The sequence below is a fragment of the Yaniella soli genome, assembly GCF_054782375.1.
The window spans coordinates 29,006-49,050 of record NZ_BAAGSP010000021.1 but is presented as its reverse complement, the minus strand read 5'-3'; the positions used below and the strand labels follow the sequence as shown (position 1 = coordinate 49,050).

The 20,045-nt window shown below is 55.1% G+C and carries 17 protein-coding genes and 1 tRNA gene; 14 read left to right on the top strand and 4 right to left on the bottom strand.

Features of this window, described 5'->3' with window-relative positions; translation table 11 throughout:
• Positions 1 to 25 precede the first annotated feature (25 nt).
• Together ACYVJT_RS11220 and ACYVJT_RS11215 are read right to left on the bottom strand one after the other, a co-directional pair.
• Positions 26 to 1,252, bottom strand: coding sequence for a glycosyltransferase (locus ACYVJT_RS11220; RefSeq protein WP_343957857.1), 1,227 nt, complete (start codon positions 1,250 to 1,252; stop codon positions 26 to 28).
• A gap of 96 nt (positions 1,253 to 1,348) precedes the next feature.
• Positions 1,349 to 1,434: transfer RNA gene (locus ACYVJT_RS11215), tRNA-Leu, on the bottom strand.
• A 109-nt stretch (positions 1,435 to 1,543) separates the two neighbouring features.
• On the opposite strand from ACYVJT_RS11215, the gene ACYVJT_RS11210 reads away from it, so the two are divergent.
• The gene (locus ACYVJT_RS11210) at positions 1,544 to 2,878 is read left to right on the top strand and encodes a M20/M25/M40 family metallo-hydrolase (RefSeq protein ID WP_343957855.1); all 1,335 of its coding nucleotides are present in this window, start codon (positions 1,544 to 1,546) and stop codon (positions 2,876 to 2,878) included.
• A gap of 20 nt (positions 2,879 to 2,898) precedes the next feature.
• The gene (locus tag ACYVJT_RS11205) at positions 2,899 to 4,071 is read left to right on the top strand and encodes an acyl-CoA dehydrogenase family protein (protein WP_343957852.1); all 1,173 of its coding nucleotides are present in this window, start codon (positions 2,899 to 2,901) and stop codon (positions 4,069 to 4,071) included.
• A 10-nt stretch (positions 4,072 to 4,081) separates the two neighbouring features.
• Here the strand turns inward: ACYVJT_RS11205 and ACYVJT_RS11200 are convergent, their stop codons facing one another.
• On the bottom strand, positions 4,082 to 4,321 hold the full coding sequence (locus tag ACYVJT_RS11200) for a DUF5703 family protein (RefSeq protein WP_343957850.1): 240 nt from the start codon (positions 4,319 to 4,321) through the stop codon (positions 4,082 to 4,084).
• A gap of 162 nt (positions 4,322 to 4,483) precedes the next feature.
• Between ACYVJT_RS11200 and ACYVJT_RS11195 the strand changes: the two genes are divergently transcribed.
• Genes ACYVJT_RS11195 through mshC form a run of 3 tightly spaced genes read left to right on the top strand, consistent with a single transcriptional unit; the run spans position 4,484 to position 7,005 of the window.
• On the top strand, positions 4,484 to 4,780 hold the full coding sequence (locus ACYVJT_RS11195) for a hypothetical protein (RefSeq protein ID WP_343957848.1): 297 nt from the start codon (positions 4,484 to 4,486) through the stop codon (positions 4,778 to 4,780).
• 59 nt (positions 4,781 to 4,839) lie between these two features.
• Positions 4,840 to 5,673, top strand: coding sequence for an undecaprenyl-diphosphate phosphatase (locus tag ACYVJT_RS11190; protein WP_343957845.1), 834 nt, complete (start codon positions 4,840 to 4,842; stop codon positions 5,671 to 5,673).
• 57 nt (positions 5,674 to 5,730) lie between these two features.
• Positions 5,731 to 7,005 carry a cysteine--1-D-myo-inosityl 2-amino-2-deoxy-alpha-D-glucopyranoside ligase gene (gene mshC / locus ACYVJT_RS11185; protein WP_343957843.1) on the top strand — a complete coding sequence of 425 codons (1,275 nt, stop codon included), beginning with the start codon at positions 5,731 to 5,733 and terminating at the stop codon, positions 7,003 to 7,005.
• A 13-nt stretch (positions 7,006 to 7,018) separates the two neighbouring features.
• On the opposite strand, the gene ACYVJT_RS11180 is transcribed toward mshC, so the two are convergent.
• Entirely contained in the window at positions 7,019 to 7,963 is a 945-nt protein-coding gene (locus tag ACYVJT_RS11180) for a PAC2 family protein (RefSeq protein WP_343957840.1), read from the bottom strand.
• A gap of 185 nt (positions 7,964 to 8,148) precedes the next feature.
• Here ACYVJT_RS11180 and ACYVJT_RS11175 point away from each other — a divergent pair, with 185 nt between their 5' ends.
• The 9 genes from ACYVJT_RS11175 (at position 8,149) to ACYVJT_RS11135 (ending at position 19,961) form a co-directional block, all read left to right on the top strand.
• Positions 8,149 to 9,315, top strand: a complete 1,167-nt coding sequence (locus ACYVJT_RS11175) for a site-2 protease family protein (RefSeq protein ID WP_343957838.1) — start codon at positions 8,149 to 8,151, stop codon at positions 9,313 to 9,315.
• Between the two features lie 43 nt (positions 9,316 to 9,358).
• The gene (locus tag ACYVJT_RS11170; protein WP_343957836.1) at positions 9,359 to 10,438 is read left to right on the top strand and encodes a tRNA (adenine-N1)-methyltransferase; all 1,080 of its coding nucleotides are present in this window, start codon (positions 9,359 to 9,361) and stop codon (positions 10,436 to 10,438) included.
• A 73-nt stretch (positions 10,439 to 10,511) separates the two neighbouring features.
• Positions 10,512 to 12,224, top strand: coding sequence for a proteasome ATPase (gene arc / locus ACYVJT_RS11165; protein ID WP_343957834.1), 1,713 nt, complete (start codon positions 10,512 to 10,514; stop codon positions 12,222 to 12,224).
• A 4-nt stretch (positions 12,225 to 12,228) separates the two neighbouring features.
• Entirely contained in the window at positions 12,229 to 13,896 is a 1,668-nt protein-coding gene (gene dop, locus ACYVJT_RS11160) for a depupylase/deamidase Dop (protein WP_343957832.1), read from the top strand.
• Between the two features lie 21 nt (positions 13,897 to 13,917).
• On the top strand, positions 13,918 to 14,124 hold the full coding sequence (locus tag ACYVJT_RS11155; RefSeq protein WP_343957830.1) for a ubiquitin-like protein Pup: 207 nt from the start codon (positions 13,918 to 13,920) through the stop codon (positions 14,122 to 14,124).
• Between the two features lie 51 nt (positions 14,125 to 14,175).
• The gene (gene pafA, locus ACYVJT_RS11150; protein ID WP_343957873.1) at positions 14,176 to 15,573 is read left to right on the top strand and encodes a Pup--protein ligase; all 1,398 of its coding nucleotides are present in this window, start codon (positions 14,176 to 14,178) and stop codon (positions 15,571 to 15,573) included.
• A 57-nt stretch (positions 15,574 to 15,630) separates the two neighbouring features.
• Positions 15,631 to 16,614 (top strand): FKBP-type peptidyl-prolyl cis-trans isomerase, encoded by a 984-nt coding sequence (locus tag ACYVJT_RS11145; protein WP_343957828.1) that lies wholly within the window; start codon positions 15,631 to 15,633, stop codon positions 16,612 to 16,614.
• Between the two features lie 369 nt (positions 16,615 to 16,983).
• On the top strand, positions 16,984 to 18,183 hold the full coding sequence (locus ACYVJT_RS11140) for a tyrosine-type recombinase/integrase (RefSeq protein WP_367618752.1): 1,200 nt from the start codon (positions 16,984 to 16,986) through the stop codon (positions 18,181 to 18,183).
• 68 nt (positions 18,184 to 18,251) lie between these two features.
• On the top strand, positions 18,252 to 19,961 hold the full coding sequence (locus tag ACYVJT_RS11135) for a cell division protein FtsK (RefSeq protein WP_343957824.1): 1,710 nt from the start codon (positions 18,252 to 18,254) through the stop codon (positions 19,959 to 19,961).
• Positions 19,962 to 20,045 lie beyond the last annotated feature (84 nt).

The window sequence follows — 20,045 nt, the reverse complement described above, 5'->3', positions numbered from 1 at the left end:
GGCCGCAACGACCGTTTTGCTATGACTAGAAGCACTTTGTCGCGCTGGTCGTCGCAACAGTCGCATATACGTCTACCATGCGCTCGGCCATGACAGACCAAGAAAACTGGGCTGCATGTCGAGTCGCTGCCTCACCGTAAGCCTTCCAGCGTTGCGGCTGCTCTACTACTGTCGCGAGTACATCAGCCCAATGTGCGGCATCCAAGGAGTCGATGAGTTGACCACTGACGCCATCAGCGACAGCCGTCGCGAGTCCACCGCTATTGTGCGCGACGACCGGCGTGCCACAAGCTTGTGCTTCGACCGCGACTAAACCAAAAGACTCAGACACCGACGGCATCACCACAACCTCGGAGGCACGCATATAGCTTGCTAGGGCCGGGGGAGTGACCGGAGGTGAAAACGAACAGTACTGTGCAACACCCAGCGTGTGGGCCCGCGCCGACACATCGTAGTCACCGCTGCCCGAGACTGCCCCGGTGAAGTGCACGACTGGCAACCAGTCGAATCCGCGCTCCCGAAGCACAGCTAGGGCGTCTACGATGACGTGTGGTCCTTTATACGACTGAAGACGGCCTGCAAAAAGTATTTTCGGTCCCGCCTCTGGCTCCCGGCCCGGCCATGTGGTGGAGCCTTCCGGTTGAAACACCTCGTGGTCTACCCCTGGATGCACTACCTGAACGCGATCTTCCGGGGCGCCAGAATAATGCACGATTTCGGCTTTTTCGACAACGGTGTTGGCGGTGAGAACATCGGCTCGAGTCGCAAGGAACGCTTCGTGTTCTACGCGGTGGTTGGGTTCAGTTCCTGGCGCGGAACTATTCTTCGTCGCACCGAGTGTATGCATCGTATGGACTACGGGGGCTTCCAGCCGGGGAGATGCTTCCAGTGCGACCAGCCCGGATAACCAGTAGTGAGAATGCAAGATGACGCGATGCCGGGCGTGCTGTCTCACGGAAGCGACCAACGCATCAGCAAACGGTGTGGTGACTTCACGCAGTGCTTCTTTCGGCAAGTCAGGGTCACCGGCTGGTAGGTACACCACTTGCGAACCCGTCGTCTCGTCTACCACCACAGTAGTGTCCCCAGCCGAGGTTTTTCGTGTGAAGCTCAGCACTTGATGGCCGGCGGCAATCAGCGCATCGCTGAGGTTTCGAACATAGACGTTCATACCGCCGGCGTCACCTTGTCCAGGCTGCGCCAACGGCGAGGTGTGCATGGAGACCATGACGATGGTGAGTTGTTCGCCCAAGTTGTCCTCGACTGGTACCGAAAATAACGTCCGTCTATATTAAACAAAATGATCGAGACTAGGCGATACCCTACGTCCCGATCACTTTGCTAACCGTGCGCGGAGGGGGACTTGAACCCCCACGAGCGATAAAGCTCACAGCGACCTCAACGCTGCGCGTCTACCAATTCCGCCACCCGCGCTGGTGGTGTATCTCCGAACTAACGGAGAAGGCAACAGCGATAAGCATAACACATTTTCTAAGGCACATGCACCATGGTCGTCCCATGTCGTGTTCGATAGGCTGACGATATGGCTGAACACATTGAGAGCGCCCCGATTGCGCCGGGCACATTCCGAGATCGGGTCGCAGAAATTACTCGCGATCTTATACGTATTGATACCACCAATTACGGTGGCAATGATTCTCGTGGTGAGCCAGAGGCTGCCGCGTATTGTGCGCGGCTCATGGACGCGATGGACATGCATCCAGAAATTGTGGAATCCGAGCCGGGCCGCACCTCGGTCGTCGGCAGAATGAGGGGCTGGGATACACAAGCTCCAGCACTGGTGCTCCACGGCCACATTGATGTCGTACCTGCCGACGCTTCCGAGTGGTCTGTCGACCCGTTTGCTGCAGACGTCATCGACGATGTGATCTACGGGCGTGGCGTAGCGGATATGAAAGGCATGGATGCGATCATGCTCACCGCGTTGGAACACCTCTATGCCAACGGTCAGCAACCTCGTCGCGATATCATCCTGGCATTTTTTGGCGATGAAGAAGCCGGGGGAGTCTATGGCTCCGGATGGTTGACTGCCAACCGACCCGACCTGTTTTCCGGCGCGACCGAAGCGATCTCAGAAGTCGGCGGATTCACTGCCACGGTGGCCGGCAAGCGCGCCTACTTTCTCCAAACTGCAGAAAAAGGTATCGCGTGGTTGAATCTCACGGCGCGAGGCGCCCCGGGGCACGGCTCCGCAGAGCATGTTGACAATGCGGTCACGAAAATGGCCGATGCCATGTCAGCAATCGGTCACCATGAATGGCCTTTGCACTACACCGAGACGACCCGTCATCTGATGGAAGAAGTCTCTCGGCTGATGGGGGTGGATTTTGACGAGACGAATCCGACCCCACAACTCGAGGCCATTGGTTCTGCGGTCACCTTCGTCGCATCCACACTTAGGAACTCATCTAATCCCACAGGGTTGACTTCAGGGTACAAACACAATGTGATACCCGGTAAAGCCGAAGCAACCGTTGATGCTCGACCGCTGCCAGGTCAAGACCAAAACCTGTTAGATACGATTAGCCAGCTTGCCGGAGCAGACGTCGACGTTGAGTACGAACATGCCCGTCAGGCAATTGAAGCACCGTTTACCGGTCAGCTCGTGGATGCAATGATCAACGCCATCGCCCAGGAAGACCCAGAAGCGGTCGTGTTGCCGTTTATGATGTCCGGCGGCACGGATAACAACGCACTGTCCGAACTTGGCATCGCCGGTTACGGCTTCATCCCCCTGCAATTACCGGCAGACTTGGCGTTTCCCAAACTTTTCCATGGCATCGATGAGCGCATGCCCATTGATGCACTGGACTTCGGCGTGCGCGCATTGCTACACATTTTGGAACCTACTCACTGAAAGATTTTGTAAGGAGTCCTATGGGATTGCCGTATTCGAAATACCAACCGCAGATCGATGCGGTACTGACTCACGAGGTGCTCTCTGGCATCCGTGAACGCGCCAGCTATTATGACGAACACAATGCCTTTCCCGACACAGACCTCGAAGTGTTGAAAGAGGCCGGATATTTCGCCGCGTTCGCATCGGTTGCTGACGGGGGACTGGGGTGGAACTTCGCAGCGGTGGTCGACGCTCAAAAGCAACTCGCCGCACATGCACCAGCCACCGCATTGGCGGTCAACATGCACCTTATTTGGTCTGGCGTCGCCGCCATTTTCAACGCGACTGGTCACCACGACCTGGATTTCATCCTCCAAGAGGCCGCGGCAGGTGAAACGTATGCATTCGGCATCTCGGAGGCGGCCAATGACGCGGTGCTATTCGATTCCAGTACCACTGCAGAAGTCCAAAGGGATGGTTCGGTAAAATTTACCGGCACAAAGATCTTCACCACGCTGTCCCCAGCTTGGACGCGGCTGGGAATATTCGGCAAGACACCAGACGGCTCGGAACTCATCTATGCAGTGTTAGACCGTGCCGAAGGCAATACCGAAGCCGATGGATCACATTGGGACATGCTCGGTATGCGAGCAACACATTCCTTCGTGACGCATCTCAACGGTGCCGTGGTGCCTGCAGATCGTGTTATTCGACGTATCCCAACCGGCCCAAACCAGGATCTGTTGACGTTTGGCATCTTTGCGTCATTCCTCACACTCATCTCAGCGGTATACGCCGGTATGGGGGATCGCGCCGTAGAAATTGCGGCAGAAAAACTCCACACCAGAAGGTCGAAGGTGCACGATGCACCCCTGTCGCAAGACCCGATTCTGCGATACAAACACGGTGAAGCCGTGCTACGACAGATGACACAGGATCAACAGCTCTCGGGTTTAGCAGAAGCGATCACCAATCTCACCGAATACGACAATGAATGGTTTCCCCGCCTGGTCGCAAATAAAATCACTGCCATCAGAACTGCCAAAGCTCAAGTCGATTATGCCTTTGAAGCTTCTGGTGGCGCAGGATTCCATCGGAGCCAAGAAATCGCGCGACTTTACCGCGATGTGATGGCCGGATTTTATCACCCGTCCGATGACGAATCAGCACACACCACATTCGCCACGTTCGGGCTTGGGTCCGTGGACTAACGCTGGTAGCTCAGATCGTCACCAAGGTGGATTCGACCTTCATGGCCTTACGCCGCAACCAAAAACGTCGAGTCCCGCCCCTGTACAACAGTGACCGTTGCAGCTCCCAGTGTCCGTATTCAGCGTGCTCGACGAGGCGTCGGCGGGCGTGTGCTAGGGATTCATTCGGCGCCACGGTGATCACCAGGTATTCCCATGAGTTTTTGCGGGTCAGAGAATCAACACTGCTAATGATCGGTGTCTCTCGCACTCGTGAGCCTCCTAGTGGTCTTCCACCCGTATGACAATTACACCTACTGTAGTCAGCGGAACCGTAAATCGGAATGCATCATTTTGAGCTTTTCGCAGCAGGCCAAGCACACAAATGAGTAAAGTGTAGTCAGACCCGACAATCCAAGATAGCCTAGACATCATGAGCACCGATCCACGCGTTTCGCTAGAGGCACTTATTTCAACTCTCCAAGAACATCTTGCTGCCGCAACGAATAAACGCGGTGACGATGACCCCGCCTTGGAGCACGCCTACTACGCCCTTGCCGATGCCTTCGAAGGCTATGAAGATGCCCTCTACGACGCGACCGGAGAGGTTACTCCCTTAGATATCTTCGAAGACGATGATGAAGAAGACGACGACTTCGATGATTTTGATGGCGAAACAGAGTACGACGAACTCGATCTGGACGACGAAGACGACCGTGACGAAGACTAAAGGTGTCGAAGCGGCGTAGTCTCAAAAAAAATTTTGACTAGTGTCGTAGGGTTGACCAGGTGAACTGGATTGAAGCTATCATCCTTGGCCTGGTCCAAGGCCTAACCGAATTTTTGCCGGTCTCGTCCTCGGCACACTTACGTGTCGTCGGTGAGTTCCTTCCCGGTGCAGTAGACCCTGGTGCCGCGTTTACCGCGATCACCCAAATCGGTACCGAACTGGCGGTGCTCCTCTATTTCTGGAGCGATATTACGCGCATCATCTCCAAATGGTGCAAAGCGTTAGTCGGCAAAGTAAAACACTCCGACCCAGATGTTCGTATGGGTTGGCTGATTATTATCGGGTCGATCCCCATCGGGGTACTCGGGCTACTCTTCGAAGACTATATCGATACCACGTTCCGCTCCTCATGGATCGTGGCCACCATGCTCATCGTATTCGGTGTACTACTGGCTATGGCCGACACCTGGGGCAAACAATTCAAACCCATTAGGCAACTCACGTGGCGAGATGGCATTCTCTACGGTTTGGCTCAAGCACTCGCACTCATTCCCGGGGTATCGCGCTCAGGGGGCACCATCACCATGGGTCTAGCCCTGGGATACACGCGCCAAGCCGCGGCACGGTATGCCTTTCTGTTAGCGGTCCCGGCAGTGTTCGCATCGGGTTTCTATAAGCTCGCTCAATCCCTCACAGAACCCGATCCCGCTGCTACCTACGGCATGGCAGAGACTTTTCTCGCTACCGGTGTGGCATTCATCGTCGGGTACGCAGTCATTGCCTGGCTCATGCGTTTTATTTCCAACAACTCCTTCAATGTGTTCGCCTGGTATCGCATCCTGCTCGGTGTCGCGTTATATATTCTGCTGGGTCTAGGACTAATTAACGCCTAGTCCTAGACCCACCCTCCTGTCATCGGATCATCATTCGTAAGGAACACCTCAGTTTTCATGAAATCTTGGATCACTCCGTTCCCGGTTGCTCTACCGGTACACGAAGATAACCTCTACCTCTTTGATACTGCTGCACAACAGAAACAGCGGGTCACAGTGGAAGACCACCATGCCACCATGTATGTCTGTGGCATCACACCATATGACGCGACCCATCTTGGCCATGCCAATACCTACGTCGCTTTCGATCTGCTCTATCGGTACTGGATTGCTGCCGGTTATCGGGTGACCTACACACAAAATGTCACCGATGTGGATGACCCGCTTTTCGAACGGGCCAACGAGCTCGACATTGACTATCGAGAACTCGGGCAGGAACAAACCGACCTCTTCCGCTCCGATATGCAACACCTCAACGTCTTAGCGCCATCACATTATCTTGGCGTGTCAGAAACGGTCGACTGGATTCGAACCCTGGTGCGTGACATGGTCACCGCCGGCGTCGCCTACGAAGTGCCCGGTGATGAGACCCACCCGGATGGCGATATCTACTTCTCCATCGAAGCTGCAGAAAAACAAACTCCATGGCGTCTGGGGTCGATCGGTGCCCATACTACCGATGAGATGCTCGAATACTTTCCGGAACGTGGGGGAGACCCAAACCGGGCCGGCAAGCGGAACCCTCTTGATCCGCTCATTTGGTCTGCCCGCCGTGAGGGCGAACCATACTGGTCTGACGAGGTGCTAGGCGAGGGGAGACCCGGGTGGCACGTGGAGTGTTCAGCAATAGCCCATCACACGCTGCCGGCGCCCTTTACCGTGCAGGGAGGCGGCTCAGATCTGCGCTTCCCACACCACGAGTTCTCTGCCGCACACGCTACATCGGTCACCGGGCAGCCCATGGCACAGCACATGGTGCACTCGGGCATGGTTGGGCTAAACGGTGTGAAAATGTCCAAATCGCTGGGTAATCTCGAGCTGGTATCGAATTTGGTAGCCCGTGGAAAGTCTCCCGTAGCCATTCGCACACTCTTACTGGACAACCACTACCGTAGTGACTGGTCGTACACCGAGGACGCACTCACTGCTACAACGACGCGTCTTGAGGCATGGAAGTCCGCGCTTGCCTTCGAACAAGCAGGCGATGCCGATGCGTTATCCGCCGAGATTTTTGCGGCGCTTTCGGATGATCTCGATGCGCCAAACGCACTGCGAGCTGTGGACCGGTGGGCCGAGCGCGTTCACGCGGCGGCGACACCTCGAGATACATCGTTAGCTGCCATCAACGTCGCCGTCATCCTGGATGCCCTGTTGGGCATCAAACTCTACTGAGGTACGCCAAGCGCTAGCGAGTTCCGCCACCTTGGGTGGCGGAACCGCCGCCCTCATCCCGGCGTTTCAAATACCGCTCAAATTCTTTGGCAATCTGTTCACCGGATGCTTCCGGGAGCTTTTCGGTATCTCGGGCTTCTTCCAGCTGCTGAATATATGCCGCCACATCCGGATCTTCTCCGGCCAATTCGTCAACGCCACGCTCCCAGGCGGCCGCATCATCCGCGAGCGATTTGAGATCCAGACGCAGACCCAACAGCTCTTCGAATTCTTTGAGTAACGCCAGCAGAGCTTTCGGCGAGGGCGCCTGCGCCACGTAGTGGGGGACCGTCACCCAGGTTGAAATCGTGGGCCAGCCACGAGCCATCGATTCATCAGTCAGCACCCCGGTAATTCCCGTGGGCCCCTCGTAGGTCGGTTTCGCGAATCCTTCGAGCGCATCACGTAGCTGCTGCGACGCAGAAGATTTTGATGGTGTCAGCGGTCGAGAGTGCGGTACATCGGCTAAGAGTGCTCCCGAGACGACAATGGCGTCCACGTCCCACTCCTCGGCGTACTCCATAATCTCCTTGACGAAATACCGCCAGCGCAAACTCGGTTCGGTCCCCAGCACGAGGTAGAGTTCCGGCTGATCCGGATGCGTGTGACCAGCAACCGAATGCAACACCCGGGTGCGAGGCCAGGCGATCTGGCCGGTGCCATCATCATTGCGTGTCACAACCGGCCGAGTCACCTGATAATCGTAGAAATCATCCTGGTTCAACTCACTGATGAGTTCCGCGTTCGTTTGACGCGCGATCTCTTCGAGCGCATCCGTGGCAACATCGCCAGCATCGGACCACCCTTCAAACGCCGCCACCATGATGCGGGGTGGGCGAGCCGTCCGCCCAGACAACGTCGGAGTGTGAGTCGTCAACCAACCGAGGAAGCTCTGATCGACACCAGAAAATTCAGACATACAATCCATTCACTACGATCAAAAACTGTGTAGGGTCCAGCTTAGCCAACAGATCAACCCCGTGACACCCATGTTCGCTCAGGCCCGGTTAGACTGACAGCTATTGCCGGTCCAGCCCATGTTTAAAGTATGGCAAAGTTTAATGCACACCTGCCTCAGCAATACCAAGGATGGTTTCACCTCATATGACCTCCAGAAAAGGCTTACAGCTTGCCTCGGTAGCCGGCGTGCCGATTTATATCAGCTGGTCCTGGTGGTTTTTTGCCGCACTCATTATCGTGCTGTTTCGACCAACATTCGCCCAGGCACTGCCGGACGCGTCCACCGGGTGGACCTGGGCGGTCTCAGCATTTTTTGTTCTTATCATGTTCGGCACCGTCCTGATCCATGAGATTGCCCACGCGCTGGCCGCGGTGTCGTTTCGTTGGAAGGTCAATGACGTCACCCTGAATTTTTGGGGCGGTGCGACCGTCTATGAGCACTCTTCCACGGGAATAGCTCAAACCCCACTGCGGTCCCTGACCGTCGCCCTCGTCGGCCCGATATCCAACCTGCTGATCGCCGGTATTGCCTGGCTGTTGCTCCAAATGTTGTTGGAACCCGCGGGAACAACACAAGTGCTGTTGACGGTCACGGTGTGGGCCAATCTGTTGATCGGGGTCTTTAATCTCCTGCCTGGCCATCCGCTCGATGGTGGCCGCATCGTCGAATCGGCCACCTGGGCTGCGACCGGGTCACGAGCGCGTGGCATGCGTGCCGCTGGATGGTCCGGACGCATCATCGTCTTGTTGTTATTCCTGGTGGGGTTCTTCGTGCCGTTACTGCAGACTGGCGAAGTCTCCATCTTTGCCGTACTCATCATCGTGATGATCGGGTTTATGCTGTGGCAGGCTGCCAGCGGTGCGATCAAAGCAGCAAACATGCAATTAGTCGCTGAACGCATGCGCATCATTGATCTGATGACGCCGGTACACACCATTATGGCGGATGCGAGCATCTCTGAGCTGGTACCGCTGTTATCTAATGCAGGGCCTGGAGACGAATACCAACAGCTGCCGATCGCCGTACTTGAGCATGCTGAGACCTCCGAGGACGAGATCCTGGTGGGGCTCGTTGACCACAGCGCGTTGTCGACGGTGCCACGCAGCTCGTGGCATCTGCCCGTCAATGCGGTCTCGCAGGCCGTGAACCGTCGTGCACAGATCGGTGCATCCGAGGCGATCGAAGCCTTGTTCACCACATTCATGGAGTTTCCCGATGAACTGGTTGCCGTGGTGGACACCACTCACAGCCCACACAAAATCATCGGTATCGTCAATCCAGAAACGCTCGCTGGCCGGCTCCACGCCTAAAACCAAAGCTGTATTGCCTGATCAGTTTCGAAAGGACTGCTGAATGACCACTTCTGGTGACCAAAACCCACCTATCGGAGCGCTCAGTCGTCGAGGCCCCCTGCGGAGCGGCGAACGTGTACAACTTACCGATGAGCGAGGCAAACTCCACACCATCACGCTGCTGACCGGTGAATCCTTCCACACTCAGCACGGGGTGCTGCACCATGATGCGCTGATCGGTGGTCCCGAAGGCGTCGTGGTAGAAAATACGCACGGATTTGAATACCAGGTCCTCAGGCCACTCATCTCGGATTATGTCTTGTCCATGCCACGTGGCGCCACGGTCATTTATCCAAAAGATACCGGTCAGATTATCCATATGGCCGACATTTTCCCGGGCGCCAGAGTCGTTGAGGCCGGCGTGGGGTCAGGCGGCCTGTCTATTTCGTTGCTACGAGCAGTGGGGGAGCAGGGCAACGTCTATTCGTATGAACGGCGGGCCGATTTCGCGGAGATTGCCGAAGCAAATGTGACAACGTTCTTTGGTGCACGACATCCTGCGTTCAGCATCACGTTGGGCGATGTCCAAGACGAGGCCAAACGGGCACATGAGCCAGGCAGTATCGATCGGATTATTTTCGATATGTTGGCCCCGTGGGAGGCCATCGACACGGTCGCAGAACTGCTTGCCCCCGGAGGAGTATGGCTAAACTACGTGGCAACCGCCACCCAACTGTCCCGTATTCATGAGGCAATCCGTGACGATGGACGCTTCACTGCCGCAGAAGCCTCCGAGACGATGGTACGCGGTTGGCATTTGGACGGTCTGGCGGTACGTCCGCAGCATCGCATGGTCGGCCACACCGGATTTCTCCTCATGACTCGCCGCCTTGCCCTGGGCCAAGAAGGGCTAGAACTCCGTCGGCGGATCAAGACGTTTGCTCAAGAAGACATGGATATCTGGACCCCGAACGACGAAACACACTGGCAACCTGAAAAACTCGGCCACCGCGAACCCACCACGAAACGCGCAAAAAAGGCGGTTCGTCAGTCCAAGGCTCAGGCCCAGCGGGCTGTGGAATCACTGGAGACTGAGCGGACGGCTAAAAATTCGCAACCAGACGATCAGAACTTCACCTGAACCCAAGACGGAAACTGCGAAGCCACGTAGACTATTGACCATCACGACCTAAACGCTTGGAGGTAAGGCTAGCTTGTCTGAGAATGCGCCGATCGGCACACCACAAGAATCGGTGTCTGCCGAAACCCACCGAGATTTGCAGCATAAGTATGACTCGACACGGCGTCGGCTAGCCACCTTAGTGGAAGATAATCGCAAGCTGCGAGCCGACCTCGAGACTGCTTCGCGCAACAACCGGCGCATGGTAGATATCCTCAATCTGACCCGCGAAGAAATTGCGGATCTTAAAGACTCTATTGCCGATAATGCCCAGCCGCCCTTTAGTTTTGCCACCGTGCTCGGCGTGCATACCGCTCGCGAACACAACCCGGATCTCGAACTGCCCGCCGTGGCACGACCGAGCGCAGATATTCTGTATTCGGGGCGAAAAATGCGCACGCATATTTCACCGATGCTCAAGGCCGAAACTGTGACAGCTGGTAGCGAGGTACTGCTGGATGAGGGCTTGTCCATTATCGGCGTATTAGGCACCAATCCCACCGGCGAAACCGGCCGTGTCAAAGAACTCCTGGACGCCGAGCGTCTTCTCATTGTTGGCCGCTCGGATGATGAACACGTCGTGAAACGAGCAGCAGAACTCCACGATTTACGAATCCGCGTTGGTGATGCGGTACTGGTCGATTATCGTTCCGGTTACGCAACGCAAATGTTGGATGTTTCGGACGTCCAAGATGTGATGTTGGAAGAAATACCGGATGCGACCTTTGACGATATCGGCGGCCTTGGTGAACAGATTGAACAAATCCGTGATTCAGTTGAACTGCCATTTTTGTATCCGCAGTTGTACCAGGAACACCATCTCGAGGCACCAAAGGGCATCCTGCTCTACGGGCCCCCGGGCACCGGCAAAACACTCATAGCCAAAGCGGTAGCCCAGTCACTGACCGGCCGTGCCGACGGAGTGGACCACTCATATTTTTTGAATATTAAAGGGCCGGAACTGCTCAATAAATATGTCGGAGAAACAGAACGCCACATCCGTACGATCTTTTCTCGCGCCAGGGAGATGGCCTCTGATGGGTATCCGGTGGTAATCTTTTTCGACGAGATGGAATCGTTGTTCCGCACTCGTGGCTCGGGGACCTCCTCGGATGTCGAGACCACAATCGTGCCCCAATTGCTAGCCGAAATTGATGGTGTGGAGTCACTACAGAATGTCATCGTCATTGGTGCCTCCAACCGCGAGGACATGATTGATCCGGCCATTTTGCGTCCTGGTCGTCTCGATGTAAAAATCCGGGTGGACCGTCCGAACGCCGCGGGGGCCAAAGAAATTCTCAAGATCTATCTGGATACTCAGGTACCGATTCATCCAGATGAAATCGTCGAACACGGACGGGCACAAGCTGCGATCGACCACATGATCGACCAGGCCGTCGAAGCGCTCTATTCTCGCGGTGAACAGAACCAATTCGTGGAAGTCACCTACCAAGACGGCACCACCAATGTGCTGTATTTTGCCGACTTCGTCTCCGGTGCCACCATCTCCAATATTGTGGATCGCACCAAACGCTTGGCAATCAAAGACTATCTCGAGGCGCATGCCCACGATGTGCACAGTGCCAAAGGTGTGAAATCCAGTCACCTGTTGAGAGCTATTCATGAAGAGCAGGCTCAGCAGCTAGATCTGCCGGATACGGCAGCACCGCAGCAGTGGTTAAGACTGGCTGGCCACCGCGGAGCACAAGCCGTGGCCTTGCGAGTCCTACAGAAGGGGCAGGGGTAACACGATGACGCACGTCTCGTTGATTCCAGCCGCCCTGGCTGCAAAGTTCCCAGCCGATCGGCCGACCGTAGGCTACGGCGTCCATCGCGTGGTCGGGTTAGAAACGGAATTTGGTATCCATGCCCCGGCGCACCGCGAGGCGTCGCATTCAGCCATGTCATTGGAAATCGTCAATGCGTACGCTCATAAACTCACGCACGAAGGCACCAATGTTGCCAGTACGGAGTGGGACTACAACGAAGAATCGCCATTAACCGATGCGCGCGGTTGGCAAATGCCACGATCCACCGCACACCTTTCGCAGTTGACCGATCAAGCCGTGTTGAACGCCGACGGTCAAGAAATTCAGATGTTGGTGAATTTGATATTGCCCAATGGTGCACGGTTCTATGTCGATCACGCTCACCCAGAATATTCGTCTCCGGAGACCACCAACCCAATCGATGCCGTCATTTGGGACCAAGCCGGCGACAGAATTGCTCAGCAAGCAGCCGACCATATTGCGGCGTCCGATGGTGCCGCTGAGATTTTGTTGTATAAAAATAACACCGATTCCAAATCGGTTTCCTACGGTGCGCACGAAAACTATTTGGTCGCGCGCCAGTTGGATTTTGAGGAACTCACCGAACACATCCTCGGATTCTTTACCAGCCGACAGATTATCACCGGTGCCGGCCGCGTGGGGATCGGAAGTCTCAATCAACAGGCCGGTTTTCAAATTTCACAACGTGCCGACTTCTTTGAAGAAAACGTTGGCTTGGAAACGACCATCCGCCGCCCCATCGTCAACACGCGCGATGAACCGCATGCTACGCCCGATGCATATCGGCGACTGCATGTGATTATCGGAGATGCCAATCTGTCCCAATATTCTACGTGGCTGCGCGTGGGGATGACCTCCTTGGTCTTGTCAATGATCGAGCTGGGTGAACTGCCCATGGTGGAATTAGCCGAACCAGTTCAAGCGCTGCAAGATATTTCTCGTGACCCCACATTGAAGACTGCAGTCTTGGTCAACGGCCGCGGCTGGCTGACAGCGATCGAAATTCAACGAATCTATCAGCACGCTGCACAGCAATATATCGACCGTTACGGTATCGACGATCAGCAAACCGTCGACGTGGTCAACGCTTGGGCCGAAGTACTCGACCTACTCGAATACGATCCGGCACAATTAGCCGACCGACTCGATTGGGTCGCGAAGTATCAACTCCTCAACGGCATGCGCACTCGGCACGGCCTCGACTGGGACAACGCACGATTAGCCATGCTGGACTTACAGTGGGCTGATTTGCGCCAGCACAAGGGGCTCTATTACACACTTGTGGCCCGTGGCGCGATACGCACCGTTGTGGCTGATGAACAGATCCAGCATGCGATGTCCATGCCACCAACCACCACCAGAGCCTGGACCCGGGGACGACTTATCGATCGCTACGGTGCACACCTGGCAGGAGTATCCTGGGAATCAGTCCTCGTGCGCCCATTTCGTACCGGACCCGTACAACGGTTTCATTTATTAGAACCGTTAGCTGCAGCAGCCAACGATCTCGGTGGGATACTGGAGGCTGGAAAACCACAGCTCACCCTCGAAGATTCAGCGACCAATCGCGCTGAAATAACCAAACTATTAGAACAGTTGCAACCGTATAGAGTCACCGGCCGCAACTAGCGCCGTCCAAAGGAGTCGACCATGGCACAAGAACAACACCGCCAGTCACGCCAACACCGTGAAGAAGACAATTACATCCCCGATCCGCTACCGGACGGTACGGCAGCGCCAGATTCAACAGCATCGCAGACTTCAGATCTCGATTCACTCCTTGACGATATTGATGATGTGTTAGAAGTCAACGCAGAAGAATTCGTCAAAGGGTTCGTCCAAAAGGGTGGACAGTAGAAGCAGGCGTCAGTCACGTCCGATAGGAGTTACGCTGTGGATACCCGAATCATGGGGGTTGAAACCGAATATGGACTGCACACCGTGCACCCGACGAAACGCCCACTGGCGCCCGATGAGGTGGCACGGTACATGTTCAAACCGGTCGTCGCCTGGGGTAACTCCTCCAATGTCTTCATCCCCAATGGCTCGCGACTGTACTTAGATGTTGGCTCGCACCCCGAATATGCCACAGCTGAAACCACCCGAGTCGATGAGCTGATCGCTTCCGATGCCGCCGGTGACGGGATCATGCACCAGCTGGTCACGCAAGCCCAGCAGGCTATGGCCGACGACGGGTTTGACGGCCAGGTTTACCTCTATCGCAATAATGCTGATTCTCAAGGCAACTCATACGGCAGCCATGAGAACTATATGATCGAACGCACCACCCAATACCGGCGTCTCACCGAAGCCCTTCTGCCGTTTCTCGTGACCCGTCAGCTCATTGCCGGAAACGGCGTCGTCATCCAAGATCCCACGGCGCTTCCGCTCTACAATGAGCTCCCCACCGGTGCGGCACCTCACTTCGCGTTCTCCCAACGGGCCGACTACATGCACGAGGCCGTCTCCTCGTCCTCCACCCGGGCACGGCCCATGATCAATACCCGCGATGAGCCACATGCCGATTCGTCAAAGTACCGACGTCTGCACGTCATTGTGGGGGACTCCAACATGTCGCAGACCACCCAATTACTGCGATTCGGTGCCACCGAGCTGCTGTTGCGGCTCATTGAATCCGGCAAGCCCCTGACCAGCCTCCAATTAGCGCATCCGGTACGGGCGATCCGTCAAACCTCTCACGACCTCACGGGCAACACACCATTAGAGCTCGCCGATGGCCGAAGGATGACGGCCTTGGAAATCCAAGAGTTCTACTATGCCCAAGCCACAGAATTCCTCGCCAGGAACGGGTCACATCACGACTATGTCAATCAGATGATGGACCTGTGGGCGCGAACACTGCAGGCAATCTCAAGTCAAAACTATTCCGGCATTGATACCGAAATCGACTGGGCAATAAAGCACAAGTTCTTCAGTGCCTACTCGGCCAAGAACAATCTGACGTGGGATTCGCATCGACTTGTGCAGTTGGATATGTCCTATCACGATATCCATCCGCAACGCGGTCTGTTCCATCTCTTACAGAAACGAGGTGCGGCCGCCCGTATCCTCACGGATGCTCAAGTCCAAGCCGCTCACGACAATCCACCACGTACTACACGTGCGCTGCTACGGCACCGCTTCATCGAGGCGGCTCGAGCCCTGGGACTGGATTATTCGATGGACTGGACTCACATGAAGCTCAACGACCACCCGATGCAGACCCTCTATGTACGAGACGCGTTTGCCACAGATGTTTCAATCGTCGATGAGCTCTTTGCTAAAGTCACAGGGGCTGACCGCTAGCTTTTGGCAACTGTCGATAAACTGGTACCGAACCACCACAACAACACAAGGAAGTACATGTCACCTCAACAACGCCGCCCCAAACTCGCCACCGCTGCGGGCATTCTTCTCACCGCCGCTCTGGCACTGACAGCGTGCGGATCTGATGACGGTGACGATACACAAAACGGTTCGGAGCCGGTAGACAATCCAGACGTCGATATTTCCTACGACATCTCTGGTGACACGCAAGAAGCCGAAATCGACGGCGAACTGGAGCTGGACCAGCCCACCGCATGGATTATCTCTGAAGGTGACGGTGAACCCATCGAAGAAGGTGACCTACTCCAGATTCTCACCGCCAACGTGGATACTGAGTCGGAAGAAGTGCTCAGCCACGACTTCGATTTGGGCGGTTCAACGCTCCAACTCACCGAAGAATTTGCGTCACAGAACCCGCAAGCTCACGACGCGCTGGTAGGTGCTCCCATGGGCTCGGATATGGCGTTCTACCTGCCTGCTGACACCTTGGGGCAGGGGACACCCGCATATCTGAATATTATTGCTGTTGAGGATTTGGTGGAAACACATGCGAGCGGTGAACCAGTCGATTCCGCAGAGCTGAACGAGACCTTACCTGCGGTGACGCTGGATGAAGAGACCCACGCGCCGTCCATCGAAACACCGGAAGGCGACCCACCGGAAGACCTCACGGTTGATGTCTTGAAACAAGGTGACGGACCAGAAGTACAATCCGGCTCGTATGTCACGATTCACTACCGCGGCATTTCGTGGTCCGATGGACAAGAGTTCGATTCCTCTTGGGGCGAAGATAATACCGGCGCTCCAGCACAGTTTGAACTCCAGGATCTCATTGCCGGTTGGCGAGACGGCCTGGAGGGGCAACAGGTTGGTTCTCAAGTCATTATGTCGATCCCACCTGAATTGGCCTACGGTGAAGATGAAGATCACGAACTCGCAGATGAAACCCTCGTGTTCGTCATTGATATCCTGCACTCGGCTGACCCCATGCCAGCAGACACCCCCGAAGCAAGTGAATAACCCCGTACATCCTCCCAAGGAGACCCATGTCATTTGGTAAACGCGAACTTTATGACCGGGTTTTCTCGCAGAATATTCGCTGAACATAGGTGAAGTGAAGCGCGAATTTCACTTCAGTCATTCAGGTGAAGATGTCCATCAGATCGGCTTGCTGGTGCGGTCTTACTAGTTAGCCGATCTGATGATTTGTCTGAAATTCATGGGTTATCTTTGGCCCTGTTCTACACGAACCAAAATGTCGAAAAAGCACATGAACACTTTACGAACACTTTTGGTTCAACATTTCCTCTGCCCCTCGTCCAAAAATCCCCGGACACTCTTCTATTGCAAATCAGCTGTATTTTGATCTTATAGGAGCAACCGGGGCATATGGCCAGGCAACGACTTCGCATTGGGGAACGTGGGGAAATCGGTCACCGACAGGAGGGGCCGAAAAAATGGGTCGCAAGATGCCTGTATCGAGACTCCTGGGGTGAACGGCGTAATCTGACAGCTCGTGCCACGACTAAAGCAGCTGCAACGAGCGCGCTGAAAACTAAATGGCACAATTTATCCGAAAAAATTATCACCCGAGAAGAAGCGTCTACCGTTGTAACCTTTGACGCTTTAGCTCAGCGATACTTTGACTCTGTGCGTAACGATCACTCACCACGCCGGCCATTGCCTCGAACTATTCGAGATTTGGAAAGCCGGTACAGGAACCATCTGAGTCCGCAATGTGGCGATATGACTTTAGAAGAATGCACCGCGGGTTCACTTCACCAAGCATTGCAAAACATAGTCAAACCTGATGGCGGTCTGCTTGGAACCGCCCACGAATGTCGCAGTTTACTCGTCAAGTTCTTTGACTTTGCTATCCAGAATGGGATCGTTCGACATAACGTTGCACGAAGCATCCCGCAAGTCGGCTACAGAGCTCCCAAGCCTGTGTCATGGAGTGACGAACAAATCGAAAACATCCGCACCGCACTTCGACACTGGATGGAAAATGTTCCGAACTCAAACCAATGCATCCTCGACATTTACGACATGTCGCTGGCCACAGGGTGCCGCATCTCAGAGGTGCTAGGAATGACGTGGGAAGACGTGCACCTACCAGAGGGACCCGAAACACAAGGATGGGTTCATATCCAACTGGCTGTGCTCACCAGAGACAAGAAGACCAATGTGATCGGGTCGCCTAAAGGTGGCAAAACCAAGAAACTCACCCTGCCTCAATTCGGCATAGAGATTCTGAAACGACGGATGCCTCAAAACGCCACCGGTCTTGTATTTTTCAATAACGCCGGCAATCCATTCCATGTGAGAAGTCTTTATGGGACAGCAGAGCGAGCATTTGAACGTGCCAGAAAAGACTTGGGCATTGATGTCCCGCAACGACTGAAATTCCACACTTCTCGAAAAACGGTCCTGTCTCAGATCGCCGAAACACACGGCATCGAATCTGCTTCCAAACAAGGCGGACATTCCACTCCAGAGGTCACCCGTCGTCACTATTGGGATCAAGAGCAGTCACCGGTCATCGATCATGCCAACTCTTTAGAACGGTTCGGGAAGACTGAAGAATAAAAGCCCTGCATGATGCACAGGTGAGTACATAAGTCAGAAGGCTTTCGTCAGCCAGAGCATCAGCAGAGGTGAGCGTCATCGCTATCGGCATCGACCGAATTACCGTCAATGTAGGCCACGCATTCGATTCTGAAAATCAGCGCCACATCGACAAGGTCGTCAAAGCGGTCGCAGCAGAGCACGGTGACGGGTTTGAAATGGAAAACTTTGAACCCGCGACCGGCAAAGTTGTGTTGCGCCGCGAAAACCGATCCGCCATCGCCTCGCACACCGGTAAGGCATCTATTGAAGTGCCGTTACCAACCGGCACCACCGAGCGGGATGGCAAGAAGCGTGCGCTTGCCTTTGCCGATGCTTACCCAGGCTATGTCATGACCACTTTCGAGCCGCACCGTCGTCGTGCCATCTTGTCAAAACTCGACGAAAGTATCGTACTTGCACGAGACGCCTTGTCCACCGCGTTGCGTTGCGAAGCGTGGGACATTCAGGTGACTTCACGGTCGAAAGGTGGCTTTGATTTCACCGTGCCGGCAACCTACCGACCATCAGCACACGACAAGGCGCTCACCGAGGTGACCGAGACGATTATCGGTCAGCCTGGTTGGTACTTTGAAACGGATACTCGGGCACGAACTGGTTCCATTATCCCGGCAAAACTGCCGACCTTTGAAGCGGTGTATTCCACGCCGTTGCCGTCCAAAGTCGAACCGTTCAACCCTGAGAAAAAAGATCACTTCCACATTCCTATCGGCATCGCATTGCCCGAGCCCGGCAAGAAGCATACCGAGCAGATCATCGACATCTCAGCTCACCAACACGTCCAAATCGGTGGTATCGCCCAGGCCGGTAAATCCACGGTCGTCAACTCTTACATTGCTCAATTTCTGGCACGCGGAGCACAACTTGCCATCATCGACACCCCTGATAAGGCGGTGGACTTTTTATGGTGCAAAGACTTCGTTATGCCTGGGGGATGGGGCTGTGAAAACAGTTACGAATCAGCCACGGTCACCAAGATGATCGAAAAAGAAAAGTCACGCCGATCAGCCATCATCGCGCGTAACCAGGTCCAAAACTGGACACAGTTACCACCCTACGAGCGGGTCATGCCTTTGCTAGTGGTCATTGATGAAGTCACCGTGCTGTTCTCACTAGAGCCGGTGCCCAAGACGAATAAAGATTCTCCGCAAGTGCTGCTTGACATGAAAGAAGATGCGGAGATGGAGAATATGGCCAAAGAAATTCTGCAAAAGGGCATCAACGACATCGCCGCCGAAATGCGCTTTGCCGGAATATTCCTGGCACTATCCACCCAAGTGGCCTCATCCGATACCGGTTTGCGACCAAAACTACGAAGCAACCTCGGTCACAAAGTCCTGCTGGGAGCAAACCCAACTGAGGGCAACCGCCGGCTGATCTTCAACGACCCAGAGGGTGTTCCTCGGGTGCCATCAAACATTCGTGAAGACCCGACAGCTGCCCGAGGTACAGGCTCCATCGAACCCCAAGGGTCCAACCCAGCAGTGTTCAAAGGCTACTACCGATCCACTGACGAGTACCGCGAGTGGCTGATCAGTATGGGCATTAAGCAAAACGCTGACATCCGCCCATCGCAAGCCCAAATCTTTGACGTGTTCGGTGATGCAGACATCGACCTGTCAAGCCCCACCGACCCTGTGCCGGACAACATGAAGCACCTTGTCGAACCTGCTCCGACATTCAACTCGGCAGCAGGTTCACGAGCACAGGTACAGCACGATGCGCTGCTGGGAGACTGACAAAAATCCTGCCGGACACTGTGCAGAGGCCAAGTGTGTCCAAGCCCCGGACACTACTACCGGAATGGTCGCTCACGGTGGCCC

Bases quoted from the DNA above. Each gene is read 5' to 3' on its own strand.
- ACYVJT_RS11155 (WP_343957830.1), top strand. From the start codon at position 13,918: ATGGCACAAGAACAACACCGCCAGTCACGCCAACACCGTGAAGAAGAC.
- ACYVJT_RS11170 (WP_343957836.1), top strand. From the start codon at position 9,359: ATGACCACTTCTGGTGACCAAAACCCACCTATCGGAGCGCTCAGTCGT.
- ACYVJT_RS11180 (WP_343957840.1), bottom strand. From the start codon at position 7,963: ATGTCTGAATTTTCTGGTGTCGATCAGAGCTTCCTCGGTTGGTTGACG.
- ACYVJT_RS11210 (WP_343957855.1), top strand. From the start codon at position 1,544: ATGGCTGAACACATTGAGAGCGCCCCGATTGCGCCGGGCACATTCCGA.
- mshC (WP_343957843.1), top strand. From the start codon at position 5,731: ATGAAATCTTGGATCACTCCGTTCCCGGTTGCTCTACCGGTACACGAA.
- ACYVJT_RS11195 (WP_343957848.1), top strand. From the start codon at position 4,484: ATGAGCACCGATCCACGCGTTTCGCTAGAGGCACTTATTTCAACTCTC.
- ACYVJT_RS11175 (WP_343957838.1), top strand. From the start codon at position 8,149: ATGACCTCCAGAAAAGGCTTACAGCTTGCCTCGGTAGCCGGCGTGCCG.
- ACYVJT_RS11140 (WP_367618752.1), top strand. From the start codon at position 16,984: ATGGCCAGGCAACGACTTCGCATTGGGGAACGTGGGGAAATCGGTCAC.
- pafA (WP_343957873.1), top strand. From the start codon at position 14,176: ATGGGGGTTGAAACCGAATATGGACTGCACACCGTGCACCCGACGAAA.
- ACYVJT_RS11205 (WP_343957852.1), top strand. From the start codon at position 2,899: ATGGGATTGCCGTATTCGAAATACCAACCGCAGATCGATGCGGTACTG.
- dop (WP_343957832.1), top strand. From the start codon at position 12,229: ATGACGCACGTCTCGTTGATTCCAGCCGCCCTGGCTGCAAAGTTCCCA.
- ACYVJT_RS11145 (WP_343957828.1), top strand. From the start codon at position 15,631: ATGTCACCTCAACAACGCCGCCCCAAACTCGCCACCGCTGCGGGCATT.